The sequence below is a fragment of the Marinobacter bryozoorum genome (assembly GCF_023156245.1).
In the GTDB taxonomy this organism is placed as follows: Bacteria; Pseudomonadota; Gammaproteobacteria; order Pseudomonadales; family Oleiphilaceae; genus Marinobacter; species Marinobacter bryozoorum.
On record NZ_JAKZAH010000014.1, the window covers coordinates 1 to 24,280 of the forward strand.

The window sequence follows — 24,280 nt, forward strand, 5'->3', positions numbered from 1 at the left end:
TTCTCATCGGATTCTCCGGTGCTGAAGAATTTTTACGTATTATGCCAGAAGGTGGCTCCTGCCGCGCAGACTCCTAGGTCCTGGTCCACGTTGACAGGCCCTGAGTTTCGTGGGCCTTGCAATAACCCTGAATGATGCAGGGGATAACCTGCAATAACAAGCCTCGGCTGGTCATAGCGGGAGCTGGCGCGCAGTTTTGCATGCCAGGAAGGAACGGCCCGGCTGGTCAGAGGTCAGGCCAGAGGGAGTCGAAGTCGCTATCGCTGGCCCCGGGGGAGACTTGGCGGATGCCAGGGCCAGGGTCCGGCTCATCCGGACGCTTGTAGAGTCGCAGCTCAAACTGGCTGATACTGCCGGTTGCGGCGATTTTGCGCCCCAGCAGCCCCTGGGTCTGGGTATCCTGGTGCATCAGGGTGATGCGGCTGCCACTCTGGAAGGGCAGCGTGGGAGTTACCAGGTTTTCCGGCAGGTGGGCGCCGGGAATCTCCGGCAGCAGCAGCCCCCGCAGGAACTCACTGCTGTTACCGGTTTTCTGGATCAGCTGGACACCGCAGGGCGTTGCCCCGGGCGCGATCACTTCAATGCCGATGCGGGTGCCCTCGCCACGGTTCTGGCGCAGCCAGCGTACCAGCGCAATACTCCAGGGGTGGTTGCGATGCTCTCGTACCCCCAGGATTTCTCCCGCCTGCAGGGTTGGCGGCATATCGGCGCTCCAGACCACGCAATAGCCCCCGGGGCTGGTATTGACCACCCGGGTCCGGTAAGACCGTGGCTGGTTGCGGGGTTGGGGGTTGTCGCTCTCGACGCCGGCTTTCTGGTAATTGATCGGGGTGTCGGCGTGTGGCCGGATCCGTTCATCGGATATGCCGGCATCGAAGGCGTCGGACCAGGCGTCCTTGCGTACCGGTTTCATGAAACGGTTGTTTCTTTCCGGTTTGCCTGCAACGGCGCTGTCCATGACGAATTCGGCAAAGGGTTTCTGCCCGGCGAGGAAATAATGCACGGCGGTCAGGCCAGCACAGATCTCCAGCTGGCCATCTGCTTCAAGGCGGTTGAAGTTGCGTTGGGTCAGCAGCGCCAGGGCCTGTCCCAGGTGGTTGAGCAATGACTCGCTGATCCGGGGCGTCAGCGGCAGGTCGCTTGCCGGCGGGGCGGACTTGCCGCCGGCCTGCCTGGCCGTTGCGGGCTGTGGCGGCTGGCTGAGATGCTCCTGGATCTGTTCCGCGAGGGCGCCGGTATCGAACCCCCACCAGTGCTCGCTGTCAGCCGCTGGTGCCAGTGAGCGGTAGCAGGGCGGTTTGTCGCTGTCTGTATCCACCAGGAAGACAGCTGACGTGGCAAGGCCTGGCGCACACTGGACCCGGGGCGCCCAGAGCTCAAGCAGTTCGCTGACCTGTTCCAGTTCACTCTGGCGCAGTTGATTGGCGCGGGCACAGCCCAGCAATAAGGTATGACAATAGGCGTCCGCAATGCTGGACTCGGGCCTCTGGGGGCGCTGGCTGTCCTGTACCCGCTGCTCATGCAGGTTGTGGTGGCGGGCGAACCGGTACAGCTGATGGCTCTCATGCCAGCTACCGGCCGGGCTTGCCGTGTACAGCTGGAACGCCCGCAGGGTGGTTGCGCCTATCTCGGTCAGTGCCCGGTGGCAGCATTGGGCCAGGGGCTTGCGTTGCCGGTCGATGGTGCCGGCGTCGAGCATTTCCATAATGGTCAGCTTGTAGCCGGAGGCCAGGTGAAGCTGCAATGCCTGGGACAGGTTGGCGATCTTGCGCTGTTTTTCGGGCAGGGCAATGGCCATGCCCAGGTAATGGCGTGATAGCTCGGTACAGACGAAGCGAATCCGCGGCCGGATCAGCTCAAGGAACTGCAACCGCTGGGCCGGCGGGCAGAACAGCTGGTTCAGTTCGATGATGGCGTGGTAGAGCTGGCGGGACAGTTCGCCCAGGTTCGCCATGGGCAGGTGTTCCACCCAGTACCGGAACGCTTTCGGTGTCGCTTCGCAAAACGACAGGTGGGCGATCCTCGGTTCGGGGACGGTCAGGTCGGGTTTCTGCATTGGCTTACCGGTGGTACCTGTCGTTCATGCTGCGAATCCTCTCTGCAGGCCAGCAGACTATCAAAGTGATCGTGCCCGGATGAAATTTGATGGAATTACAAATTGTTATAGAAAATCCGGGTAACTTTAAAATAGCAAAAACCCGGTGGAAAGCCAGAACACCGTTAAATGACATTATTTCACAGTTGCCTGGCCCTGCCCGGTCCCGGCGCCCTCCATGCCAACATCCAGCAATGTCTTGCCGGGACGCTCGGGTACTTCCCTTACCAGTCGTGGCACCAGGTAGCCCGGTAGCCTGGCCTGCAGTTCACGTACCAGTATCCTGGCCTCATCGTCACTGACATCAAAGTGGTGGGCGCCGGCGACCGGGTCGAAGGCGTGGAGATAGTAGGGCAATACCCCGGCCTCAAAAAGGCTCTCGCTCAGCTGCGACAGGGTATCGGTATCGTCATTCACTCCCCGGAGCACAACGCTCTGGTTGAGCAGCGTCACACCGGCGTCCCTGAGCTTCGCCAGGGCGTGGCGAACGGTATCGTCGATTTCCCGCGGGTGATTCACGTGGATAACCAGGACCAGGCTCAATGGGCACTCGCTGATCCATTCCAGCAGGGCATCATCCACCCGCTGTGGAATAACAATGGGCAGCCGGCTGTGGATACGCAACCGGGTGAGGGAGGGCACAGTTGCAAGCGCACGGGCCCAGGCAGCCAGCAGGCGGTCGTTTACGGCAAGGGGGTCGCCGCCGCTGAGAATGACTTCATTGATTTCCGGGCTGGCCTTGAGGGTGGCAATCACCTGGTCCCGCTGTTCCGGCGCCAGCCGGTGGTCCGGGTAGGGGAAGTGGCGGCGGAAACAGTAACGGCAGTTAATCGCGCACTGCCCGGTGACCATCAGCAGTGCCCGGCTCCGGTATTTTCGGATCAGTCCCGGGGCGGGGATGGCGTCGCTCTCCCGTAGGGGGTCGCGCACGTAGCCAGGCTGTTCCTCGCTTTCGGCGGCCAGTGGGAGAACCTGTCGCAACAAGGGGTCGTCCGGATCGCCAGGGCGTATGCGGCTCAGCCAGGGTTCTGGCACCCGGACCGGGAACGCCTGGTGCCCGGTCTGGGCACCCTGCCCAAGTCGCAAATGGTCCAGCCCCAGGCGGCGCAGCAGCTCTTCGGGACTGGTGACCGAGCGGGCCAGCAGGCTTTGCCAGGTGGGCGGGGTGTTCTCCGGGGTGTGGGCTTCTATACGGGCGGCGGTTCGCTGTATCATAGCGGACTTTCACATTCCAACAGCGTCATTTCAGGTGAGTGTTTCATGGCTTCTTATTCTACCAACGAATTCCGCGGCGGTCTTAAGGTTTTGCTGGACGGCGACCCCTGCGTCATTCTCGAGAACGAGTTCGTCAAGCCCGGTAAGGGCCAGGCGTTCAACCGCGTCAAACTTCGTAACCTGATGTCCAACCGGGTCTGGGAGCGCACCTTCAAGTCCGGCGAAAGCCTGGAGGCCGCTGACGTCCTCGACCAGGACATGGAATACCTGTACACAGACGGTGAGTTCTGGCACTTCATGAAAACCGACGGCTCCTTCGAGCAGTTCCCGGCTGACGCCAAGGCCGTCGGTGACACCCTGAAGTGGCTCAAGGAGCAGGATGTTTACACCGTTACCCTGTACAACGGTACGCCGCTGTCGGTAACCCCGCCCAACTTTGTTGAGCTGGAAGTGGTGGAAACCGATCCGGGCATGAAGGGCGATACCGCGCAGGGTGGCTCCAAGCCAGCAACCCTGTCCACCGGGGCGGTGGTACAGGTACCGCTGTTCATTTCTATCGGTGAAGTACTGAAGGTCGATACTCGCACCGGTGAGTACGTCAACCGGGTCAAAACCTGACCCGGGGTTGATTATGGGTACGGACCAGCCGCTGCCAGGTGCAGCGCCGTCCTGGCAACCCACTGCTACCCGGCAGGCCCTTGAAAGCCGCGCACGCCAGTTGGACTGGGTGCGCGGCTTTTTTGCGCAACGGGGCGTGCTGGAGGTAGAAACCCCGGTGCTGGGGCAGTGTGGTGTCACTGACGTAAATATAGATTCTATTGGTGCCAGCCCCCGGCCCGTGGCTGGCTGGCCCCACCCGAAAGGGTGGCTGCAGTCATCACCGGAATATCACATGAAGCGCCTGCTGGCCGCCGGCAGTGGCAGCATCTACCAGGTCAGCCGGGTATTCCGGGATGGTGAGCGTGGGCGGCGCCATAATCCGGAGTTCTCCCTGCTGGAATGGTATCGCCCTGGCTGGGACGACGAGCAGCTCATGGGTGAGGTGGCAGACCTGGTTTGCGGCTGGCTGAAAACCCCCGAGCCTGAACGGGTTTCCTACCGCCAACTGGTGCAGCAGCATGGGGGCGTGGATCCCATGACTGCCAGTATCGTCGAGCTTCGACAGGCCTGCTACCCCCTCACCGGGGACCCGGGAATGGTCGACCAGCTCGACCGGGACAGCTGTCTCGACCTGGTGATGAGCTTCCGGGTCGAGCCTGCCCTGGGTTATGACCGGCCCGTCTTTGTTACCCATTATCCCGCCAGTCAGGCGGCCCTGGCTCGCACCAGTGAGGAAGATGGCCATCCGGTCGCCCATCGCTTTGAGCTGTACGTCCGGGGTGTCGAGCTATGCAATGGCTACTGGGAGCTGACCGACGCTGGCGAGCAGCGTCGCCGGTTTGAAGCAGACAACGCCCGCCGCCGGGAGCTGGGAAGGCCCGAAATGCCGCTGGATCAACGGTTGCTGGCGGCGCTGGAGTCCGGGCTGCCGGAATGTGCCGGTGTCGCCCTCGGGCTGGACCGGCTGCTGATGCTCAAGTGCGGCGTGGACGATATCAGCGAGGTTCTGGCGTTTCCGGCGGAGCGGTCGTGACCTTGCCAAAGGCTTGGCCCAGGCGCACCTTCTCTCCCGGCTGAAGGCTTTCCTGCCAGCGGGTTGCCCCTTTCGGGAACACCAGGATGACAGTGGAGCCGAGCCGGAACCGACCCATTTCGTCGCCGCGCTCGTACCGGATACCCGGGGACTGGTGACGATAGTCCGACGTGGTCACTGCTCGCCTGGCGCCACCAGGTGCCACGACCCCGCCCCAGCGGGTTTCCACGCTGCCGACGATCATGGCTCCAACCAGCACCATGGCCATGGGGCCGGCGTCGGTGTCGAACAGGGTCACTACCCGCTCGTTACGGGCAAACAGTTCCGGCACCGCCTCGGCGGTGACCGGGTTGACGGAGAACAGCCGGCCCGGTACATAAGCCATCTCCTGGAGCTTCCCCGTTAATGGCATATGAATGCGATGATAGTCATGGGGTGCCAGGTAAAGGGTGGCAAACTCACCGCCTTGGAACGGCTTTGCCCGGTCCGGGTCGCCACCGAGCAATTCGGTCAGACTGAACGATTGCCCCTTGGCCTGGAAGACCCGGTCATCGCCGACCTGGCCGACCTGGCTGATGGTGCCGTCTACGGGGCTGATCACCGTCTCGCTGCCGCCCGCAAGTGGCCGCAGGCCGGGTTTTAGCTCGCGGGTGAAGAAGGCGTTGAAGGTGGGGTAGCTGGCCGGGTTTTCGTCTGCCGCTTCGCTCATGTTTACGCCATAGCGGCCGATAAACCAGCGTATAACAGCGGTCAGAATGCCAGTCGGTGGCTGGCTGTCGGCCAGTTTTCCGGCAAGGCGGGAAATCAGTATTTGCGGCAGGGCGTATTGCGCCAGGACAAAAAGCCGGTCAAGCATAGGTCAGGGGGCCTTCGATCATCGGGCGCGTGAGTCTAGCAAATCCCGGCTTATTGGTAGAAATCATTTATTGGTTCTCCGGTTACAAAATGTCATTGCTATCATGACTGGCTAACGAATAACCTTCCAGTCTGCTCCCGGGCAGTGTCGGACACGTCTCAAATAACAGGCAGATGGTCAGGAATACATGGGTCTTATAATCGGTAGTATCATCGTTCTGGTCTGTGTGCTGGCAGGCTATGTACTTCACGGCGGCAACCTGATGGTGTTGTGGCAGCCAACAGAGGTGCTGATTATTGGCGGTGCGGCGGTTGGCTCCTTTATCATTGCCAACCCGTTCCACACCATCAAGGACGTGTTTGCAGGGGTGATGCGCCTGATTACCGGCTCGCCCTACAACAAGGCCTTCTATATGGATCTGCTGAGCCTGTTGTATGACATCTTCGACAAGTCCCGCAAGCAGGGTGTCATGGCGATCGAGGAAGATATCGACAATCCGGAACAAAGCCAGATCTTTGCCCGCTATCCGGCGGTGATGAAGTCAAAGCACCTTACCGCGTTTGTTACTGACTACCTGCGCATTATCAGTTCCGGCAACATGGCTCCCCATGAACTGGAGGGCCTGATGGACCAGGAGCTGGATACCCGCCAGCACGAACTGGAAGAACCCGCCCATGCGGTCAACAAGATCGCCGACGCCCTGCCGGGCCTGGGTATCGTGGCGGCGGTTCTGGGCATCGTCATCACCATGAATTTCATGACCGAGGGGCCGGAGAAAATTGGCCTGAGTGTCGCCGCCGCCCTGGTGGGTACCTTCCTGGGTATCTGGATGGGCTATGGCTTTGTGGGGCCCACCTCCATTGCCCTGGAGCACCACGCCAAGTACGAGTTGCGTGCCTACGAATGCGCCAAGGCTTCCATCATTGCCACGGTATCCGGCCAGGCGCCACAGATGGCCATTGAATTCGGTCGCAAGGCGTTGCCCAGTGACAAGCGACCGAGCTTCCAGGAGCTCAATGACCATGTCCGTTCCAAGTAATCCCCGGCGGATCACCGGCCTTGCGCAGGAGCTGTAGTGGCTGACGAACCCATTATCGTAAAACGCGTCAAGAAGAAGGCGGCCGCCCACCACGGCGGTTCCTGGAAAGTCGCGTTTGCCGACTTCGCCACCGCCATGATGGCCTTCTTCCTGGTGCTGTGGCTGACCACCAATGCCACGCCGGAGCAAAAACTGGCGGTAGAAGGTTATTTCAAGGATCCTGTCGGTTATACCGAGGGGGGCAGCCAGAACCCCGTGGACCTGGGTGGCAGTGCCGCTGTGGTGGAAGCCAGTGATGCGGACCAGGCCGACAGCACCATCTCGGTGGATGAACAGCGTATCGAGACCCTGGCGGATCAGCTGGAGCAGCGCCAGATGGAAGAGCTGTTCCAGGATCTCAAGGAGCAGATCGAAAGCAGCGATACACTGAGCGAGTTCAAGGATCAGTTGCTGATCGACATCACCGATGAGGGGCTTCGTATCCAGATCGTGGACCGCTCCCAGCGGCCCATGTTTGACAGCGGCAGCGCCCAGCTCAAGAACTATTCCCAGGACATTCTCTATGAGCTTGCCAAGCCCCTGGGTTCGGTAAGCAACAAGCTCTCCATTACCGGTCATACTGACGCCACACCGTTCAGTGGCCGTCCCGGTTACACCAACTGGGAGTTGTCCGCCGACCGGGCCAATACCGCCCGCCGCGCCCTTGTCACCGGTGGCGTCCGGCCCGAACAGATTGGCCGTGTCGTCGGGCTTAGTGATTCGGTGCTGTTCGACAAGGAAAACCCCGTGGCACCCGTCAACCGGCGTATTTCCATCATTGTTCTGAACAAGAAGGCGGCCGGAGAAATCGAGGGCCGGGCAGGGCAGTCCGGGGAGCCGTTGATCGACCTGACCGAGCCTTCAGAAGCCGAGCAGGAAGCCGCACGGGAGCAGCTGGAAAGTGGCGACTGGGCGGAACGGGAAGATCCCATTCGCCCGGACGAACTGAACTGGTAAGTCCGCCGGGACGGCGTGTGACAACGGCGTTGGCTTACCTCAGCTGAGCTTCAGGCCCCTTGCCTGCTGCTCTTCCATGGCTTGCAGGATACGCCGGAAGCTGTGCAGCCGCTCCGGTGTAATGTTGCCACTGGCCACTGCCGCATCCAGCGCGCAGCCTGGCTCGCCCTGATGGCGACAATCCCGGAACCGGCAGTGGCCGATCACCTCCCGGATCTCCCGGAAGCCAAACTCGATTTCTGCAGGCGTCATGTGCCACAGGCCGAATTCCCGGATACCCGGTGAGTCAATCAGGTCACCGCCGCAATCCAGGTGGAACAACCGGGCCGTCGTGGTGGTGTGAGTTCCCTTACCGGTGCTTTCCGACAGCGCGCCTACCTTCAGTTCCCGGTCCGGCACCAGGGTCTGGATAATCGACGACTTGCCCACCCCGGACTGACCTACAAACACGCTGGTCCGGTCCTTTACCAGGTGGGTGATCGCGCCACCATGGTCATCCGGATGGTGAGCGGATGCCTCCACCACCTCATACCCCAGGTTGCGATAACGGTCCAGCATGGCCTCGAGCCGGCCCCGGTTACCCTCGTTCAGCAGGTCGGCCTTGTTCAGTAACAGCACAGCAGGTATTTCCGTGTTCTCCGCTGCCACCAGGTACCGGTCAATGAGGTTGTCGTGGGGTTCGGGCTCCGGTGCGATCACCAGCACGATATGATCAATGTTCGCCGCCACCGGCTTTAGCTGCCCGAAGTTGTCCGGCCGTTGCAGCAGTGAATGCCGCTCCTGCCGGGCCACGATCACCCCGGTATTGTCCGCCCCCTCGCACCAGGTCACCCGGTCGCCGGTCACCAGGCTGTCAATATTGGCCCGAACGAAGCAACGGAACAGCCTGCCCTGGTGCTCCCCCTCCAGGGCCTCCACATCCAGCTGTTGGCCATAATGGGCAATCACCAGGCCGGACTGCTCTGATCCCAGCTCTCCGGATTCCCGCTGGGCCTCGATGGCCTGCTCCCGCTTGCCGGCACGGCGGGTGCGCTCTGCCTGGATCTTCTGGATACGGTGTTGCTGCTGCTTGCTGAGCCGGCGTTTCGCCATGGGAATCCTGATTGTTCTGGAAGTTGGGATGCTTCATCATATCAGACCTTGCCTCACACCCTGTAAAACACTGGAGACACGCTGACATGGCCGAAGAAAGCAACGACCGACTGGTCTGGATCGACCTGGAAATGACCGGCCTGGACCCGGAAAGGGAACGGATCATCGAAATCGCCACCATCGTCACCGACTCCAACCTCAAGGTCATTGCTGAGGGCCCGGTGCTGGCGATCCACCAGAGTGACGAAGTGCTCAACGCCATGGACGAGTGGTGCACCCGCACCCACGGCAACAGTGGCCTGACCCAGCGGGTAAAGGAAAGTCCCATTACCGAATCCGCCGCCGAGGAACAGACCCTGAACTTCCTCGCCCAGCACCTGGAGCCGGGCACCTCGCCGCTGTGTGGCAACAGCATCGGCCAGGACCGCCGCTTCCTGGTCAAATACATGCCCCGGCTGGAAGACTTCTTCCACTACCGCAACCTGGACGTCAGTACCGTCAAGGAACTGGCCCGCCGCTGGCGCCCGGACGTACTGGACAGCGTCCGCAAGAAAGGCTCCCACCTGGCACTGGACGACATCCGGGACTCCATCGCGGAACTGCAGCACTACCGGGAGACGTTTTTTCGATTGGAGAAGTAGATCTGTGCAGAATTAAGGTTAGGTGAACGAGTAGAGTTAGCGTTTCGGGTGTGTGGGGCGGCACGCACAACGTTTCAGCGAGCGGACGGGCAGGTCTTTCCGGGATCGTGCGTAGCCAGGGATGGCGGAGCCCGAGCGTACAGGGATGTATTCACAGCGTATCCCGGAAAGACCTGCCCGGCCGCTTGCCGGTGCAAAGAGTTTAAAGGCCTGCCTGTTTTTTCTTGAGTGCTCGCCTGCTCGCAGGCACCGCTGTTTCAGGCCTGTCCTATATTAAGTCACCTATTATGGTGGCTGAACTAAAAAAGGAATTCCGGTAGAATTCCGCCTCTGTTTTCAGCCATCGACCAACACGAGCAAAAGGGTCCCATGGAAATCAATCCCATTGTTACGAAGATCAAGGAACTTCGTGAGCGCACTGAAGCGCTCAGGGGGTATCTTTGACTACGATCAGCGCAGTGAACGCCTGACCGAAGTCGAACGCGAACTCGAACAACCCACCGTCTGGGACGACCCCGACCGGGCCCAGGCCCTGGGCAAGGAACGCGCCGACCTCGAACTGATCGTACGCACCATCGACAACCTCACCACCGGCCTCGACGACGCCGACAGCCTGCTCGAAATGGCCGCTGAGGAAGAGGACGAAGGCACCGTTGCTGACATCGAGAGCGACCTCGAAAGCCTCGACAACGAGCTCGAAAAACTCGAATTCCGCCGCATGTTCTCCGGTGAAATGGACGCCAACAACGCCTACCTGGACATCCAGGCCGGCTCCGGCGGCACCGAAGCCCAGGACTGGGCCAACATGCTCCTGCGCATGTACCTGCGCTGGGCCGAACGCCGCGGTTTCAAGACCGAGATCGTTGAGCTGCAGGAAGGGGATGTGGCGGGCGTCAAGAGTGCGACCATTCATATCCAGGGTGACCATGCCTACGGCTGGCTGCGCACCGAAACCGGCGTGCACCGCCTGGTACGTAAATCACCGTTTGACTCCGGCAACCGCCGTCACACCTCCTTTTCATCGGTGTTCGTATCACCGGAAGTGGACGACAGCTTCGAGATAGAGATCGACCCATCAGATTTGCGGGTGGACGTATACCGGGCATCCGGTGCTGGTGGTCAGCACGTTAACCGGACCGAATCGGCGGTGCGTCTGACCCACAACCCCACGGGTATCGTGGTGGCCTGCCAGGCGGGTCGCAGTCAGCACCAGAACAAGGCCCAGGCCATGAAGCAGCTCAAGGCCAAGCTGTTCGAGCGCGAGATGCAGGAACGCAACGCCGAGAAGCAGAAGCAGGAGGACGCCAAGTCCGATATCGGCTGGGGCAGCCAGATCCGCTCCTACGTACTGGATGACGGCCGCATCAAAGACCTGCGCACCAAGGTGGAAACCAGCAGTACCCAGAACGTACTGGACGGCGATATCGACAAGTTCATCGAAGCCAGTCTGAAGATGGCGCTTTAACCGGCGTCTTCTGACCGTATTAACCCGGAAACCCCGACCTATTGTGAGCCAACATGACTGATCACAACCCGAACGCCACTCATTCCGAGGACAACAAGCTGATCGCCGAGCGCCGCGCCAAACTGGCCGAACTGCGTGAGGGCGGTAACCCGTTCCCCAATGATTTCCGCCGTGATGCCACCGCCGCGGAGTTGCAGGCGAAATACGGCGACAAATCCAAGGAAGAGCTGGAGTCCATGGACATCAAGGTGGCCATTGCCGGCCGCATGATGCTCGACCGCAAGGCGTTCAAGGTTGTCCAGGACATGACTGGCCGCATACAGGTCTATGCGTCCAAGGACGTGCAGAAAGATACAAAGCACTGGGACCTGGGGGATATCATCGGCGTGCGCGGCACCCTGTCCAAGTCTGGTAAGGGCGACCTCTATGTCAGCATGGATGAGTACGTGCTGCTCACCAAGTCCTTGCGGCCGCTGCCGGAGAAGCATAAGGGCCTGACCGACACCGAGGCCCGCTACCGTCACCGGTATGTGGACCTGATGATGAATGAGGAAAGCCGTCGGGTGTTCCATGCCCGCTCGCAGATCATTAACGTCATGCGCCAGTACTTCGCCGAGCGGGATTTCATGGAAGTGGAAACCCCCATGCTGCAGGTGATCCCCGGTGGTGCCACCGCCAAGCCCTTTGTCACCCACCACAACGCCCTCGGCATCGACATGTACCTGCGCATAGCCCCGGAGCTGTTCCTCAAGCGCCTGGTGGTGGGTGGCTTTGAGCGGGTCTTCGAGATCAACCGCAACTTCCGTAACGAGGGCCTCTCGACCCGGCATAACCCCGAGTTCACCATGGTGGAGTTCTACCAGGCCTACGCGGACTACAACGACCTGATGGACCTCACCGAGGACATGCTGCGAACCATTGCGCAGAAGGTACTGGGAACCACGACGGTTACCAATACCCGCACCCTCGGTGATGGCACCGAAGAAACCATTGAATACGACTTTGGCAAGCCGTTCGAGCGCCTGACCGTGGTGGATGCGATCATTCGCCACAACCCGGATATCACCCGGGAGCAGCTGGCAGATGACAGCCAGGCCCGCCAGGTAGCCCAGGACCTGGGTATCCAGGTCAAGGCCGGCTGGGGGCTCGGCAAGGTGCAGATCGAGATCTTCGAGGCCACAGCCGAGCACCGGCTGATGCAGCCGACGTTCATCACCGAGTATCCGAAGGAAGTGTCACCCCTGGCCCGTTGCAAGGACAGTGACCCGTTTGTGACCGAGCGTTTCGAGTTCTTCGTCGGTGGCCGCGAGATTGCCAACGGCTTCTCCGAGCTCAACGATGCGGAAGACCAGGCCGAGCGCTTCCACGCCCAGGTCGCCGAGAAAGACGCCGGTGACGACGAGGCCATGTTCTTCGACGAAGACTACGTGATGGCGCTGGAATACGGCCTGCCGCCCACGGCGGGTGAGGGCATCGGTATCGACCGGCTGGCCATGCTGCTGACCGATTCCCCGTCCATCCGTGACGTTATCCTGTTCCCGGCCATGCGCCCGGAGCACCGGCATGAGCACAAGCACGACGAGGCCGAGTAACACCATGCATCCCGCCGAGATCCTGGCCCGGGAACTCAAGCCCGGGCGCGGCTGGGACCAGTGGCTGGCGGACGAGTTTCGCCAGCCCTACATGCAGCAACTGGCGGAATTCCTGGCGGCGGAGGAAGCCGCCGGCAAGGTGCTGTTCCCGGAGCGCCGCCATTGTTTCAACGCCCTGAACAGCACTCCTCTGGACCGGGTGAAGGTCGTCATCATCGGCCAGGATCCCTACCACGGCCCGGGCCAGGCCCACGGCCTCTGCTTCTCGGTGCGTCCGGGCGTTGCCGTGCCGCCATCACTGGTCAATATCTTCAAGGAAATCCGCGACGACTTGGGTATCGAGCCCCCGGACCATGGCTGCCTGCAGGCCTGGGCGGAGCAGGGTGTGTTGCTCATCAATGCGGTGCTCACGGTAGAGCAGGGAAATGCCGGCGCCCATCAGGGCAAAGGCTGGGAGCATTTTACCGACAAGGTGATCGAGGCCATCAATGAACACCGGGAAGGCGTGGTGTTCCTGCTCTGGGGCAGCTATGCCCGCAAGAAAGGCCGCATCATCGACCGCAGCCGCCACCTGGTGCTGGAAGGCCCGCACCCGTCACCCCTGAGCGCCTATCGTGGATTCTTCGGTTGCAAGCACTTCTCCAAAGCCAACCAGTGGTTGGAGGAGCATGGGCAAGCGCCTGTCGACTGGTCGCTGCCCACGAAAGACGATCTGCTGGCCCGGTATCGCGCCGGGCGCTGATCAGTCAGATCCGGAACTGGCCCACCAACCCCTGAAGCTCGTCGGAGAGACGCGCCAGCTCGCTGCTGGATTGCTTCGTCTGGTCGGCACCGGTGCTGACCTGGGCCGTGATGTCGTTGATGTTGGTGACATTGCGGTTGATTTCCTCAGCCACGGATGACTGCTCTTCTGCCGCGCTGGCTATGCTGGCGTTCATGTCGCTGATGCGGGCCACGGCATCGGTAATCTGGGTCAGGGCCTGGCGCGCCTCGGCGGCTGCGGTCACACTCTGGCTGGCCTGGTCGCGGCCCTGCTGCATGGTCGTCACGGCACGTGCAGTGCCCTCCTGCAGCCGCTCGATCATGTCGTGGATATCCTGTGTCGACTTCTGGGTGCGCTGGGCAAGGCTGCGAACCTCGTCGGCCACCACGGCAAAGCCGCGTCCCTGCTCGCCGGCCCTGGCGGCTTCGATAGCGGCGTTCAGGGCAAGCAGGTTGGTCTGTTCGGCAATGCCGCGAATAACGTCGAGTACCGTACCGATTTCGTCACTGTCGCGGCTGACGGTTTCCATCACCTCGGCGGCTTTTTCCACGTCGCCGGCCAGGGCTTCAATGCTTTGCTCGGTGTCGCCGACAATGCGGCTACCGGTCGAAGCCTGCTGATTGGCCTCGTTCGCCGCATCAGAGGCGCTCAGGGCATGCTGCGCCACCTCCTGTACTGTCGCCGTCATCTCGTTCATGGCCGTGGCGACCTGCTCGGTCTCCTGCTGCTCGTTATGGACAGCCTTGCTCGACTGTTCGGTAATGACGGCCAGCTCTTCGGCAGCGGCTGCGACCTGGTGGGTTGAGTCGCTTACCTGGCGGACCAGCTGGTGTACCCGCTCGATAAACTGGTTGATGCTGCCGGACATCTGGGCAATTTCATCCTGGCCGCTGACCTCCAGGCGCCGGGTCAGGTCGCCGTCGCCATCGGCCAGGTCTCTGACCATGGCCTGGGTGAAATTGATTTTCTTGAGGACGGTGCCGATGATGACGCCGTTGATGATCAGTGTGGCCAGCACGGCGAGTCCGCCAATAACCAGGCCGGTGGCCCAGGCCTGGCTGACTTCATCCTGTACTTGTTGCCGGGCTTGCACTGTCAGGGCGCGCTCTGCCTCCATGAGCTCTTCCAGGGATATGCGTATGCTTCGCCACGCCGGGTTTTCCGTGTTGGCCAGTATGTCGGCTGCCTGCTCGGCCTGTCCGCTATCGGCCAGTTCGAGTACCTGGCGGCGCGCACCCTGGGTGATGGCCCATTGTTGCTCTATGTCGGCCAATGTACTGCGGGCATCACCGGCTGATGATTGCTTCAGGAAGGCCAGCGCCCCGGTGACCCGCTCGTTGGTTCTCTCCACCACCTTGAAGGGCATCTCCAGGTCCGGGTTGAAGATTTTGTTGCGCGAAGCCACCCCACCCAGCAGACCCTCGCCGTACATAGTGTTGAGGGCATCGATGCGGGCCTGGTTGGTCTCCAGGTAACTGACAAACTCATTGCCCACTTTCTGTACACCGCGCAGGGTAAGCCCGAGGGCTACCAGGATAAGTACGATGGTAAGAGCGATCGAGGCGATCATTCGGGTTTTGATGGACGCGAGCATCCGTTACTTCCTGTGGTTGAAAGGATCTGACCGGGCCGGGGCCAGTTGGTGAGAAAACCTGGTGATGTCCAGTTTGTCGGCGGTCACGGGTGGAACTTGAGAAGGGGGGCGCAAAAACCTGGGGTGAGCAGGCCCCGGACGGGCCCGGATTATCGTTATTCGCGGCCATCCCTGGCCATACGAGGAGTTACTTGAGCAACGCCATCGCCGCTTCCATCTGGGCGTTGAGGTCTTCTTCATCGTTCAGGTTGGCGTTCGGGTCGATACCCAGCCGGTCAAAGGCGCTGATTGTGCCCCAGTCCATGTCGTTTTCTGGCTGGTCGGTGCCAGCGAGCAACTGCAGGTTAGCGACCATGACCAGGTCAGCGTAGTCCGCTGACGCTACCTGGCGCTTGTAGTTCTGGTATTCCAGCGGGACCATCTGGAGATCCTCCGGGAAGTCCCAGCGCCTGAGAATGCTTGCGCCGATCCGTGGGTGCAGTTCGTCGATTACGTTGTCCAGCATGATGCTGCTGACCTGAACATCCTGGTCTTCCACATAGCGCAGAATCGGCAACACACCGATCATGTGGACCAGTCCGGCCAGGGTGGCCTGGTCGGGCTTCAGGCGGGTGTACTGCTGGGCCAGTACATGGCAGATGCCGGCCACTTCGGTGCTGGTCTGCCAGTTGGCACGCAGGCGCTTGTCGATCATGTCGGACGTGGCCTGGAACATCTGCTCCATGGCCAGGCCCATGGCCAGGTTGCTGGTATAGGCCATGCCGAGGCGACTGACCGCCATGTTCAGGTTCTCGATGGCACGGCTGCCGCGGAACAGCGGACTGTTGCAGACCCGGATCAGTCGTGCGGAAAGCGCCGTATCGTTACTGATGACCTTGACCAGGTCCATGATGGACGAGTTTTCGGCCTCGGCAATGTCCCGAACCTGGAGGGCAACCTCCGGCAGGGTGGGCAGGATCAATTTGTCGCTTTCGATAGCCGACAGGATATCGTTGCGAATAGTGTCAACAAAGTTGGACATAGTGCGTTCAGGTCCCTGATCGTTAGGTTAACGTCACAGATCGCTCCGTTATAGCAGATCCGGACGTTTTTTCCTGTCACCTTATGTATCTGACGGCGCTGCTTCACGTTCCGGAACCGCGTAGGGCAGCGGCAGGGGCTGCAGGGGCTGGTCCGAGCCTGGCAGATGCAGGTGACTGTCAGCATCCCCATGGCGCAGCACCACGAGCAGCTGGACGGAACCATCCTCGAACCGCACCGCGCGCACGACCTCGCCGACCGACTTGTCCCCGGACATAACGGGGGATCCGGGTTCGGGAGCGTCAACCGATTCCGCGCCAAGCCGATAAAGGCTTTTCTTCAATTGCCCCAGGAAGTGCATGCGGGCAATCACTTCCTGCCCGGTGTAACACCCTTTCTTGAAATGGATGCCTTCCAGGTGCTGCAGGTTCAGCATCTGGGGGACCCAGGTTTCACGGGTTTCGGGTGTCAGCTCGGGAACCCCGGCCGCGATTTCGCTGGCATCCCATTCCGGTCCAGTGGCCTGGTGCAACTGCCCTATGGCGCCTTGCAGGGCGTCATCCGGTCCGGCCGGCAGCCACAGTTCAAAGCGGGGAATGCCCTCAGCGGTGGCATTGGTACGCACAAGGTAGCCATTGCCCAGCGCCAGGGTACCGTTAACGTCCTCCGGCAGCGGGTGGGTGTCCCCGGCCAGGGTGCTGGCGGCGGCTTCCCCGATCAGGCCAAGCACCTTTGCGCTGTCGAGTCTTTCCATGGAGGTGCCCCGGAACAGCATCAGGTACTTGTTCAGGTGGGCGGCGACGTCGTCTGCCAGGCTTGCCGGCATGGCAAGCAGTATGTCGTCGCCATCCCGGACCAGTCGTGTCAGCAGGTAGGCGCGCCCTTTCGGCGTGCTGGCCGCTGCCCGGGGAGAGTGGCCGTCAACAACGTCAGCCAGGTTCTGGCTCAGCTGACCCTGCAGGAAGTCATCGGTTCCGGGTCCGCTGACCCGGAACATTACCCGGTCTTCCAGCACTATGGCTGCGGGGAGCTCCGGGTTACGGCGGGCGACAGGAGGCGCATCAGTGATCATGGGTGTTGTCTCCGGACCAGGTACGTTTTAATGGGTTCTTGTTAACAGTGGGGGTTGCCGGCGGCGGCATCAACCTTAGCCAGACCCTCAGTTGCCGCAGGGCGTTGGCGGGTGCATTGCCCCTGGGCGCCGGCAACAGGATAACCGGGTAGCGGTGACCGCTGGAAAGTCCGCGCAGGCCCAGCACCGCGTAACGCCCGGCTATGCGGCTGTCGGCGCTCGCCCGTACCTCTTCCTGGTAACCACTGGCCAGTTCCGCAAACAGCCTCTGCCCGCGGGTCGTAAGCCGTACCACGGTGTTGGGTGTAGCCAGTGAGCCGTTCTGGCGCCAGCGGTGTCTGGCCATCACCAGCAAGGCCAGCGGTAAGGGCGCCAGGAACCCGTAGCCATTGACGGTTATCCACAGGGATGCAACGGCCAGGAATACCCAGGGGCCCGCGGCGAGCAGGCCGGTCAGCCCGCAGGGCCTCAGCGGGAGGTCAATCCGGTTGTACACGGTCCAGTATCATTCGGACAATGCGCTTCAGGTCCGGGTCTTCCGGCTCGCTGCGTTGCATGAACCATTCGAACATGTCCGCGTCCTCGCACTGGATCAGCTTGTGGTAGCGCTGCTGGTCTTCTTCCTGCAGCGATGGATAGGCTTCCTCCAGGAAGGGAATCAGCAGCACGTCCAGTTCCAGCATGCCGCGACGGCTGTGCCACCAGAGGCGATTGAACTCGGCTTGGGATTTTTCGGACATTGATTCAGGGCTCGCTTGAGAGTGAGGTGCCGGGGATATGCCGGCACTCAGGGTGATGCTATTCGGTACGTGGTCGGCACCAGTACGGTGTCTTCCGGGTCATTCTGCAGGCCGGGGTAGTCCAGAGTGAAGTGCAGCCCCCGGCTTTCCTTGCGCTGCAAGGCCGCGCAAATGATCAGGTCAGACACGGTGACCAGGTTGCGCAGTTCCAGCAGGTCGTTGGTGACCCGGTAGTTGCTGTAGAACTCGCTGATCTCCCGGGACAGCAGGTCTACGCGGTGCTTGGCCCGCTGCAGCCGCTTGGTGGTGCGGACAATGCCCACATAGTCCCACATGAAGTGGCGGAGTTCATCCCAGTTGTGGGAAATCACCACGTCCTCGTCCGAGTCCCGGACCTGGGATTCGTCCCAGTCAGGGGCTTGCGGCGGGGCAGGGATGTCATCCTCCCGTCGTGCAATATCCGCCGCTGCGGCCCGGCCGTAGACCAGGCACTCCAGCAATGAGTTGCTGGCCATGCGGTTGGCGCCATGGAGCCCCGTAAAGGCCGCCTCGCCCACGGCGTAGAGCTGGTTGATATCGGTACGTGCGCGATCGTCGGTGATAATGCCGCCACAGGTGTAGTGGGCTGCCGGTACCACCGGGATGGGTTCCCGGGTGATATCGATACCGAAGCCAAGGCACTTCTCATAAATGGTGGGGAAGTGCTCGCGGATAAACTCCGCTGGCTTGTGGCTGATGTCCAGGTAAAGGTGGTCAGCACCCAGGCGTTTCATCTCATGGTCGATGGCCCGGGCGACGATGTCCCGGGGTGCCAGCTCGCCCCGGCTGTCGAAGCGGTCCATGAAACGGCTGCCGTCGGGCAGTTTCAGTACGCCGCCTTCACCCCGTACCGCCTCGCTGATCAGGAACGACTTGGCATGGGGGTGGTAAAGGCAGGTGGGGTGGAACTGGTTGAATTCCATGTTGGATACCCGGCAACCGGCCCGCCAGGCCATGGCAATGCCATCCCCTGACGCCCCGTCCGGGTTGGTGGTGTAGCGGTAGGCCTTGCTGGCACCACCGGTGGCGATCACCGTAAAGCGTGCCCGGAACAGCTCCACATGGCTGGTTTCCAGGTTCAGGATATAGGCGCCCACACAGCGGTTGCCGGGAAGGGCAAGCTTGCGGTTGGTAATCAGGTCGACTGCAACCCGGTTGGATAACAGCTCAACGTTTTCCCGGCTGGCAGCCTGCTGGCTCAGGGTGGTGGAGACGGCATTGCCGGTAGCATCCGCTGCGTGGATGATACGCCGGTGGCTGTGGCCGCCTTCCCGGGTCAGGTGCAGTTGCTCGTTTTCATCGCGGGTAAACTGGACGCCGTTATCGATCAGCCAGCGGATGCTCTCGGCGGCGTTCTCCACGGTGTGGCGAACCGCATCTTCATGGCACAGGCCGCCACCGGCACTGAGGGTGTCGTTGATGTGGGCCTCGATGGAGTCATCGCTGTCCAGTACGGCGGCAATGCCACCCTGGGCCCAGAGCGTGGCGCCGCTGGTGATATCGGCCTTGCTGATCACAGCGACCCGCAGGTGGGGTGGCAGGTTCAGGGCGACCGTCAATCCGGCAGCGCCGCTGCCAATTATCAGAACATCGTATTCGTGAGACTGTGGCATGTGATCGTTATCGCGGGCCATAATGTGGCGAGTATTGAACTAAACTTTCTGCCTGCTGTCTATTTGCCCACAACGGAACGGACAGGTTACCCGGTTTCGGGTTGCCCATGCCAACATGTGGAACCAGCGCCTATGATCATGAGCGAACGACGGCAGACAGGTCCAGCGGTCCAGTTAAAGGAGGCACCCGCCGGCCCTACCATGAAACCGGACGCAGAACAGACCCGGCCCACCGCACCGGATGGCCAGACGGACCTGCAACTGGTTCGCAAGGCCCGTCAGGGTGACCGGTCCGCCTTCGACCTGCTGGTGCTCAAGTACCAGTCGAGGGTGGCCTCTATTATCAGCCGGTATATCTACGACAGCCAGGAAGTACAGGACCTGACCCAGGAAACCTTCGTAAAGGCCTACCGGGCCATCGAGCGCTTCCGGGGTGACAGTGCGTTCTACACCTGGCTGTACCGGATCGCTGTGAATACCGCCAAGAACTTCCTTGAGGCTCGCGGACGCCGCCCTCAGGGCGTGGCGGACGTGGCCGATGCGGAAGGCTATGAGGAGGGCGGGCGTCTTCGGGATGTGGCGTCGCCGGAACAGTTCCTGCAGAGGGATCAGTTGCGGGAGGCCCTGGAGAAAGCGATTGGAGCCTTGCCGGAAGAGCTGCGATCAGCCTTCCTGTTACGGGAATACGAAGGGCTTTCCTACGAGGATATCGCACGGATACTGGAGTGCCCCATTGGCACTGTCCGCTCCAGGATTTTCAGGGCCAGGGATGCCATCGACCGCCAGCTCGGACCGATGCTGGGTAACCCATGATCACTGATTATCAACGAGGTACAGGCAATGGATGATCGGCTCAGAGAAACCTTGTCGGCCATGATGGATGACCAGGCCGATGAGCTGGCTGTGCGTCGGGTCCTGTCTCACCACGACCAGCAGGCCGTGCGGGACCAGTGGCAACGCTGGCAGCGTATCCGCGACGTTATCCACGAAGCGCCCCATGGTGAGGCCGGAGTGGACGTGCGGGAGGCGGTCCGGGCCAGCCTGGACCAGTCGGCGGTGGCCGAGGTGGAGCAACGCCAGACAATGCGCCGGCGCCATGCTCCCTGGCGGTGGTCGGCGGTGGCCATGATTGCCCTGGGCGTGGCGATCGGCTTCGGTGCCGGCAGCGGATGGGATGTGATGTCGCAAGGGGCTCCGGAAAACCTGGTTCCGGTACAGGCCCGGGTTCCGGCAGTCACCAGCGGCGCCGTACCTGAGGTGGCCCTGCACGGGCTGGATGACCGGCAGAGGGAGCAGATCAGTCGTTACCTGCTCGAACATGCGCAGAATAACGGAATGGGTGCTGGCCCGGGTGCGCTCGGGTATGCCCGGGTTACCAGTGTGTCAGGTCCGGGCTATTGACCGGCACACCAGAAAGTCTGTCGTTGAACGGTCGCAGTCGACTGTGCGAGTAATACTCACGGGTTGAGGGTGTTTTGTTGATCCGATTGAACGGGGCCTTGCCAACATTGAACAGACCAGTGCCGCGATGGTGCCCCTGTAGCCACGGGTGGACGGTGGCCTGCCTGTTTGCGCTGCTGGCCCTTGCCATGGTGCCCGGGCCGGCTACGGCCCGGGAGACCGCTGAGTCCTGGCTGCTCAAGCTCGGCCCGGCACTGAATATGACCACCTACAGGGGAGTGTTTGTATACTCCCGCGGCGAGCAGGTTAACTCCATGCGGATTGCTCACCGGTATCGTGACGGCCAGGTGGATGAGCGCCTGGTGGTTCAGGACGGCGCCAATGGTGAAATCATCCGCAGGGGAAACCGTGTGGTGTGTGTGCTGCCGGAGTACGGGCGCATCCAGCTGGACCAGGTGATTCCGTCCGGCCCCTTTGCGGAGGCCTTCGCCAGCCAGCAGGTACCTGTCGGTGCCTGGTACCAGCCTGAGTTGCTTGGTGAAGACCGGATTGCTGGCTATCCGGCTGTGGTTATCGGACTGCAACCCCGGGACAAGCATCGTTACGGCTACCGCTTATGGATGGAGAAGGGTACCGGCCTGTTGCTGAAAAGCCACGTGCGCCACAGTGATGATGTGCTGGAGCGGTTCCAGTTCACCATGCTTGAGATCACCGACCAGTTGCCTGACTCGGAATTCGAGGTCAACGCCGGGGTTGAGGTGAAGGACATTACCCCGGAGTTACCCATGTCATTGGAGCCAGGCGGCATGGAGGGCTGGGACCTGGGTTGGCGCCCGGATGGCTTTATGCCGTCGGCGGCGCCCCGGGGTGGTCGCGGCCAGGCCGTCGCCTTCTCGGATGGGCTGGCCACGTTCTCGGTGTTTGTGGAGCCGGCCGGGAACCCGGAAATGCCCCAGGGTGCCTCACGTATCGGGGCTACCACCCTTTACATGCATTACACCGAAGCTGGCGAGACCGGGCAGGAGCGCTTCCTGGTGACTGTGGTGGGCGAAATACCGCCAAAAACGGCCATGCGGGTGGCCCGCTCCGTCACTGTCGATGACCGCAATGCCCTTGTGCGGGCGCTGGCTCACTGATCACAGGACCATCCATGATTCACGAAACCGGTACCGTTATCTCCGTCAGTGGTGACGATGCCTGGGTGCAGACTGTCCGGGAGAGTGCCTGCCAGTCCTGTAAGGCGCGTCACGGCTGTGGCCAGAAGGCCCTCGCCGGGCTTTCCTCTGGCCAGTCACGGCAGATCCGGGTGGCCAACACCCTGCAGGCGAGGCCAGGGGACCAGGTGACCGTTGCCATTGAAGAGTCTGCCTTGCTGAAAGCGTCGTTACTGGTCTATGCCTTGCCGTTGTTGCTGATGGTGCTGGCCACGGCCCTGGCCGGAGTCGCCATGCCCGGGGATGACCGGGTGGCGATCGTTGCCGCCGTGGCGGGGCTGGCCGGTGGCCTCTGGCTGGCAGCAAGGCGGTCCAGGGCCGGGGCTGCTTACTGGCAGCCTGTGATGGGGCGTCTGGTGCCGGAGGTCAGGCAACTCTGACGGTTCGTATCCCGATATTGAAAATGCCCTGGCGGACCACCAGATTCACAATGAATTTCCCTGCCCCTGGCCGGGCGGCAGGGCACCTGGAAAACAACAGACACGGGTTTCGTATAACGGCAAGTCACAGGGAGCACACACATGACAAGACTGTTCCAGCATACCTCTCCAGCTCAGCAAAGGCAGTTGGCCGCCTGGTCCGTACTGCTGGCCTCGCTTTTATCCTTGCTTCTGGTCCGGCCCGCCTGGGCCCAGTCATTACCTGACTTCACTGGCCTGGTGGAAGAAAACTCCGCCGCAGTGGTCAACATCAGCACCGTCACAGAGCCGGATTCGGCAACCCGGCAATCACCGTTCACAGAACGGGAGCTGGAGCAGATGCCCGACTTTTTCCGGCATTTCTTTGGCGGCCCCCAGTCGCCCTTCGGTGGAGGCCAAGCGCAGCCCCGGCGCTCCATGGGGTCGGGGTTTATCGTGTCTGAAGACGGTTATGTGTTGACCAACAACCACGTCATCGAAGGTGCCGATGAAGTGATGGTTCGCCTGAACGACCGTCGGGAACTGCAGGCAAAGGTCGTGGGCACGGATCCCCGGTCCGACATGGCGGTGCTCAAGATAGATGATGACGAGCCGCTCCCCGTGGTCAGGATTGGACGCTCATCGACCCTGAAACCCGGCCAGTGGGTGTTTGCAATCGGATCACCGTTCGGCTTTGATTACACGGTGACCTCTGGCATCGTCAGCGCCACCGGGCGTTCTCTTCCCAGCGAAAACTATGTTCCGTTTATCCAGACGGACGTAGCCATCAATCCGGGTAACTCTGGTGGCCCGCTGTTCAACCTCGATGGTGAAGTCGTAGGCATTAACTCCCAGATCTACACCCGTTCTGGTGGCTTTATGGGCGTATCGTTTGCCATTCCCATCGACGATGCCATGAACGTCTTCCGGCAGCTACGTGACGAGGGCTCCGTGGCCCGTGGCTGGCTGGGCGTGCTGATCCAGGAGGTCAACCGGGACCTGGCGGAGTCCTTTGGTCTGAGTCGTCCCCGTGGCGCCCTGGTAGCCGAGGTGATGCCGGATTCGCCGGCAGCCAAGGCGGGGCTGCAGGCTGGCGATATTGTGCTGGCCTACGAAGGTGAAGACATTGAACGCTCTGCCGACCTGCCGCCGAAAGTCGGTCGCACCCCGGTGGGCGATGAGGCGGAACTGACGGTTCTGCGCGAGGGCAGGGAGCGCACTATCGGGGTGGAAATCGGACGGCTCCCGGAAGAAGAAAGTGCTTCAGCCACCCAGGGCGGCCCCTCTGGTTCAGCCGGTGGCCCCCTGGGCATGCAGGTCGAGCCGCTGCCGGATCAGTTGGCCAACCGGCTGGATATCGCCGGTGGTGTGGTGGTCACCGAGGTTGGACGTGGTCCGGCTTTCCAGGCGGGCATTCGTCGCAATGACGTTATTACCGAGCTGAACCGCCATGCCATTACCACGGTTGACGACTTCCGGGAAGCTGTCAGTAACCTGCCGTCGGACCGGGCCGTTTCGGTTCGCATTATCCGTGAGGGCAGGGCAAGCTACCTGGTGATGAAGCCCTGACACCACTTGGTCCCGGGGGCTGTGACCGCCAACTGTGACCCGGTTGGCGGTCTGCCCATACGCTGCCCGCTATTACGGCGGGTGGCTTTCTGGTATTTTTATCTGTAGGCGAATGCGACACGCGGAGCAATGGGCCGCGTCAGTCGTCGAATTTCTGGCATTTCAGCCATCCCCTGGCCAGACTGGTGGGGTTTGGTTGGCAACACAGTAGCGGCAGGCACGGGCTTTCCAGG

The 24,280-nt window shown here is 61.6% G+C and carries 23 protein-coding genes; 13 read left to right on the forward strand and 10 right to left on the reverse strand.

What is annotated here, in order from left to right; genetic code table 11:
* Positions 1-226: 226 nt before the first annotated feature.
* Positions 227-2,056, reverse strand: coding sequence for a GTPase (locus MLC59_RS09550; protein WP_248233737.1), 1,830 nt, complete (start codon positions 2,054-2,056; stop codon positions 227-229).
* 174 nt (positions 2,057-2,230) lie between these two features.
* The gene (gene epmB, locus MLC59_RS09555) at positions 2,231-3,310 is read right to left on the reverse strand and encodes an EF-P beta-lysylation protein EpmB (RefSeq protein ID WP_248233739.1); all 1,080 of its coding nucleotides are present in this window, start codon (positions 3,308-3,310) and stop codon (positions 2,231-2,233) included.
* Positions 3,311-3,355: 45 nt separating this feature from the next.
* On the opposite strand from epmB, the gene efp reads away from it, so the two are divergent.
* Together efp and epmA are read left to right on the forward strand one after the other, a co-directional pair.
* Positions 3,356-3,928, forward strand: a complete 573-nt coding sequence (gene efp / locus MLC59_RS09560; protein ID WP_248233741.1) for an elongation factor P — start codon at positions 3,356-3,358, stop codon at positions 3,926-3,928.
* A 13-nt stretch (positions 3,929-3,941) separates the two neighbouring features.
* Entirely contained in the window at positions 3,942-4,943 is a 1,002-nt protein-coding gene (gene epmA / locus MLC59_RS09565; RefSeq protein WP_248233743.1) for an EF-P lysine aminoacylase EpmA, read from the forward strand.
* On the opposite strand, the gene asd is transcribed toward epmA, so the two are convergent.
* On the reverse strand, positions 4,906-5,799 hold the full coding sequence (gene asd, locus MLC59_RS09570) for an archaetidylserine decarboxylase (RefSeq protein ID WP_248233745.1): 894 nt from the start codon (positions 5,797-5,799) through the stop codon (positions 4,906-4,908). The genes epmA and asd overlap by 38 nt on opposite strands.
* A gap of 187 nt (positions 5,800-5,986) precedes the next feature.
* Between asd and motA the strand changes: the two genes are divergently transcribed.
* Both motA and motB read left to right on the forward strand, forming a co-directional pair.
* Positions 5,987-6,838 (forward strand): flagellar motor stator protein MotA, encoded by an 852-nt coding sequence (motA, locus tag MLC59_RS09575; RefSeq protein ID WP_248233748.1) that lies wholly within the window; start codon positions 5,987-5,989, stop codon positions 6,836-6,838.
* 36 nt (positions 6,839-6,874) lie between these two features.
* A complete protein-coding gene (gene motB / locus MLC59_RS09580) occupies positions 6,875-7,834 on the forward strand; it encodes a flagellar motor protein MotB (protein ID WP_248233750.1) in 960 nt (319 codons plus the stop codon).
* 39 nt (positions 7,835-7,873) lie between these two features.
* Here the strand turns inward: motB and rsgA are convergent, their stop codons facing one another.
* Entirely contained in the window at positions 7,874-8,926 is a 1,053-nt protein-coding gene (gene rsgA, locus MLC59_RS09585; protein WP_248233752.1) for a small ribosomal subunit biogenesis GTPase RsgA, read from the reverse strand.
* A gap of 86 nt (positions 8,927-9,012) precedes the next feature.
* Between rsgA and orn the strand changes: the two genes are divergently transcribed.
* From orn to ung, 4 genes are all read left to right on the forward strand, one after another.
* Positions 9,013-9,567 carry an oligoribonuclease gene (gene orn, locus MLC59_RS09590; protein WP_248233754.1) on the forward strand — a complete coding sequence of 185 codons (555 nt, stop codon included), beginning with the start codon at positions 9,013-9,015 and terminating at the stop codon, positions 9,565-9,567.
* Between the two features lie 369 nt (positions 9,568-9,936).
* A protein-coding gene (prfB, locus tag MLC59_RS09595) for a peptide chain release factor 2 (RefSeq protein WP_248233756.1) occupies positions 9,937-11,032 on the forward strand; the annotation gives its coding sequence in 2 pieces (ribosomal slippage) (positions 9,937-10,008 and positions 10,010-11,032; 1,095 coding nt in all).
* Between the two features lie 53 nt (positions 11,033-11,085).
* Positions 11,086-12,624, forward strand: coding sequence for a lysine--tRNA ligase (lysS, locus tag MLC59_RS09600; protein ID WP_248233758.1), 1,539 nt, complete (start codon positions 11,086-11,088; stop codon positions 12,622-12,624).
* A 4-nt stretch (positions 12,625-12,628) separates the two neighbouring features.
* A complete protein-coding gene (ung, locus tag MLC59_RS09605; protein ID WP_248233899.1) occupies positions 12,629-13,366 on the forward strand; it encodes a uracil-DNA glycosylase in 738 nt (245 codons plus the stop codon).
* Positions 13,367-13,370: 4 nt separating this feature from the next.
* Here ung and MLC59_RS09610 read toward each other — a convergent pair whose 3' ends face one another.
* From MLC59_RS09610 to nadB, 6 genes are all read right to left on the reverse strand, one after another.
* Positions 13,371-14,981: a methyl-accepting chemotaxis protein gene (locus tag MLC59_RS09610; protein ID WP_248233760.1), complete on the reverse strand. Its 1,611-nt coding sequence runs from the start codon at positions 14,979-14,981 to the stop codon at positions 13,371-13,373.
* A gap of 187 nt (positions 14,982-15,168) precedes the next feature.
* The gene (locus tag MLC59_RS09615; RefSeq protein ID WP_248233762.1) at positions 15,169-16,002 is read right to left on the reverse strand and encodes an HDOD domain-containing protein; all 834 of its coding nucleotides are present in this window, start codon (positions 16,000-16,002) and stop codon (positions 15,169-15,171) included.
* A gap of 81 nt (positions 16,003-16,083) precedes the next feature.
* A complete protein-coding gene (ygfZ, locus tag MLC59_RS09620; protein WP_248233763.1) occupies positions 16,084-17,073 on the reverse strand; it encodes a CAF17-like 4Fe-4S cluster assembly/insertion protein YgfZ in 990 nt (329 codons plus the stop codon).
* Positions 17,063-17,569 (reverse strand): hypothetical protein, encoded by a 507-nt coding sequence (locus MLC59_RS09625; RefSeq protein ID WP_248233766.1) that lies wholly within the window; start codon positions 17,567-17,569, stop codon positions 17,063-17,065. Before MLC59_RS09625 ends, ygfZ begins: the two co-directional genes overlap by 11 nt.
* Positions 17,553-17,813, reverse strand: a complete 261-nt coding sequence (locus tag MLC59_RS09630; RefSeq protein WP_248233769.1) for an FAD assembly factor SdhE — start codon at positions 17,811-17,813, stop codon at positions 17,553-17,555. The genes MLC59_RS09625 and MLC59_RS09630 overlap by 17 nt, the downstream gene beginning before the upstream one ends.
* Positions 17,814-17,860: 47 nt before the next feature.
* The gene (gene nadB / locus MLC59_RS09635) at positions 17,861-19,465 is read right to left on the reverse strand and encodes an L-aspartate oxidase (RefSeq protein WP_248233771.1); all 1,605 of its coding nucleotides are present in this window, start codon (positions 19,463-19,465) and stop codon (positions 17,861-17,863) included.
* A gap of 201 nt (positions 19,466-19,666) precedes the next feature.
* Between nadB and rpoE the strand changes: the two genes are divergently transcribed.
* From rpoE to MLC59_RS09660, 5 genes are all read left to right on the forward strand, one after another.
* Positions 19,667-20,278, forward strand: a complete 612-nt coding sequence (gene rpoE / locus MLC59_RS09640) for an RNA polymerase sigma factor RpoE (RefSeq protein WP_248233773.1) — start codon at positions 19,667-19,669, stop codon at positions 20,276-20,278.
* A 27-nt stretch (positions 20,279-20,305) separates the two neighbouring features.
* Positions 20,306-20,866: a sigma-E factor negative regulatory protein gene (locus tag MLC59_RS09645; protein WP_248233775.1), complete on the forward strand. Its 561-nt coding sequence runs from the start codon at positions 20,306-20,308 to the stop codon at positions 20,864-20,866.
* Between the two features lie 155 nt (positions 20,867-21,021).
* Complete coding sequence (locus tag MLC59_RS09650; RefSeq protein WP_345799764.1) at positions 21,022-22,002, forward strand: MucB/RseB C-terminal domain-containing protein; 981 nt, start codon at positions 21,022-21,024, stop codon at positions 22,000-22,002.
* A 14-nt stretch (positions 22,003-22,016) separates the two neighbouring features.
* Positions 22,017-22,460 carry a SoxR reducing system RseC family protein gene (locus tag MLC59_RS09655; RefSeq protein ID WP_248233776.1) on the forward strand — a complete coding sequence of 148 codons (444 nt, stop codon included), beginning with the start codon at positions 22,017-22,019 and terminating at the stop codon, positions 22,458-22,460.
* A 141-nt stretch (positions 22,461-22,601) separates the two neighbouring features.
* Complete coding sequence (locus MLC59_RS09660) at positions 22,602-24,047, forward strand: DegQ family serine endoprotease (protein WP_248233778.1); 1,446 nt, start codon at positions 22,602-22,604, stop codon at positions 24,045-24,047.
* Positions 24,048-24,280: the final 233 nt, after the last annotated feature.